We start from the raw sequence: 1,927 nt of genomic DNA, 5'->3' as shown, positions 1-1,927 counted from the left end.
AGGATTCGACACCCCGAGCCTAACGGCTCAAGGCGAGCAACGCCGCTCTCCCTTTTTCAACAATGACCGGGACATCCCCTCGCTGGTCGTGCCCTATGTGATGAGCCTGGTGAAGGGCGCCCCCCACGCCGATAACGGCCGCAAGATCCTGGACTTCGTGCTGTCCGACAAGGGCCAGTCGGTCTGGGCCAATGCCTATCTGCGCCCGGCGCGCGATGTTGCCCTGCCAGACGAGGTCGCGGCCCGCTTCCTGCCCGCCGCCGATTATGCCCGCGCCACACCGATCGATTATGCCGCCATGGCCGCCAACCAGAAGGCCTTCGCCGACAAGTATCTCGCCGAAGTCAGATGAGCCAAAAAAATCACGTGACCGTATGGTGCATCCGCGCCATGCGGTCACGTTCGCTGCAGCCTGGATCCGCCCCCATGATCGTTTCCACCCCATGACCGCCACCACAAAAGGCTGGCGCCAGCCCCGCCTGCTGCTGCTGCTGCTGATGCTGCCAGCCGGCATCGTGCTCACGGCATTTCTGCTGGTGCCACTGGTGCGCCTCGCCATCGCCGGGGCCCAGGGCCCCGACGGTGCCGCCGCCTATCTGTCGATCCTCACCAACCCGCGCCATCTGTCGGTGACCATCGCCACCCTGGCCCTGGCCATCACCGTCACCGCCACGGCGCTGGCCATCTCGACCGTGGCCGGGCTGTTTCTGGCCCGGCACAGCTTCACGGGGCGGTCGGTGCTGATCGCCATGCTCACCTTCCCGCTCGCCTTTCCCGGCGTGGTGGTGGGGTTTCTGGTGATCATGCTGGGCGGGCGCCAGGGGCTGGTCGCCACGATCAGCAAGGCGCTGACCGGCGACAAGCTGGTCTTCGCCTATTCGGCGGCCGGGCTGTTCATCGGCTATCTGTATTTCTCGATCCCGCGGGTGATCCTGACCGTGATGGCCGCGGCCGAAACCCTGGATCCGGCGCTGGCCGAAGCCGCGCGATCGCTGGGGGCCAGGCCGTTGCGGGTGCTGCGCGATGTGGTGCTGCCCGCCCTCACCCCCGGTCTGATCGCCAGCGGCGCGATCTGTTTCGCCACCGCCATGGGCGCCTTCGGCACCGCCTTTGCACTCGCAACCGATATCGATGTGCTGGCCATGACCATCTACACCGAATTCACTCTTCAGGCGAACATCGCCGGCGCCGCGGCGCTGTCGCTGGTGCTGGGCCTGATCACCTGGGTCAGCCTGTTCGCCGCCCGCAGCCTGGGTGGCCGCGCCAGCGCCGCCGGAGGAGGCTGAGCCCATGTCCATTGCTCACAACCCGCCCCCGCCGCCCGGCCACGCCCCATCCCGGCGCCGCACGCCACGCGGCCCCGGCTTCTGGGCCGGTCTCGGTTTCACGCTTCTGGTCTGCGCCTTCATGGTGGTGCCGGTGGTGATGTCGGCGCTGGCCGGGGTGACGGTCAATTTCTTCCGCGGCCTGTCGAGCGGCCTCACCCTCGACTGGGTGGCCGAGGTCTGGCGGCTGTATGCCGACACCATCTGGCGGTCGATCTGGCTGGCGCTGGCCAGTCTTGGCATCACCGCGGTTATCGGCGTGCCGGCGGCTTATACCAAGTCCCATGGACGGTCACCCATGTGCCCATGATCGCATGCCGATGGACATGATGAGCCACGGCTGATCGACGAGACAGTTCCATGCGAAGCAGCAGTGATCGAGGATGTCGGCGTAGGATTTGAAGATCCTGTTCGAGAGCCAGTTATCGCGCATGAACTGCCAGACATTCTCAACCGGATTGAGAGCCTGTTGCAGAATGGGCTCCAACCCTGTCGATGTCCGCTTGCCCCCGCGCTGCGGGGCTGATACCAAGTCCCATGGACGGTCACCCATGTGCCCATGATCGCATGCCGATGGACATGATGAGCCACGGCTGATCGAC

Annotated in this window: 1 protein-coding gene and 3 pseudogenes; 3 read left to right on the top strand and 1 reads right to left on the bottom strand. The window is 66.0% G+C overall.

Annotated features, from left to right (window positions below):
* The 3 genes and pseudogenes from IEW15_RS25265 to IEW15_RS26685 all read left to right on the top strand — a co-directional run.
* A pseudogene (locus IEW15_RS25265) lies at window positions 1-352 on the top strand (ABC transporter substrate-binding protein); the annotation flags it as partial.
* Between the two features lie 91 nt (window positions 353-443).
* Window positions 444-1,286 carry an ABC transporter permease gene (locus IEW15_RS25260; RefSeq protein ID WP_188583269.1) on the top strand — a complete coding sequence of 281 codons (843 nt, stop codon included), beginning with the start codon at window positions 444-446 and terminating at the stop codon, window positions 1,284-1,286.
* Between the two features lie 121 nt (window positions 1,287-1,407).
* Window positions 1,408-1,599, top strand: a pseudogene (locus IEW15_RS26685) (ABC transporter permease); the annotation flags it as partial.
* 18 nt (window positions 1,600-1,617) lie between these two features.
* Here the strand turns inward: IEW15_RS26685 and IEW15_RS26235 are convergent.
* Window positions 1,618-1,927: pseudogene (locus tag IEW15_RS26235) on the bottom strand (hypothetical protein); the annotation flags it as partial.

Source organism: Tistrella bauzanensis (assembly GCF_014636235.1).
Lineage (GTDB): Bacteria > Pseudomonadota > Alphaproteobacteria > Tistrellales > Tistrellaceae > Tistrella > Tistrella bauzanensis.
This window is presented reverse-complemented; position numbering and strand designations above follow the sequence as displayed.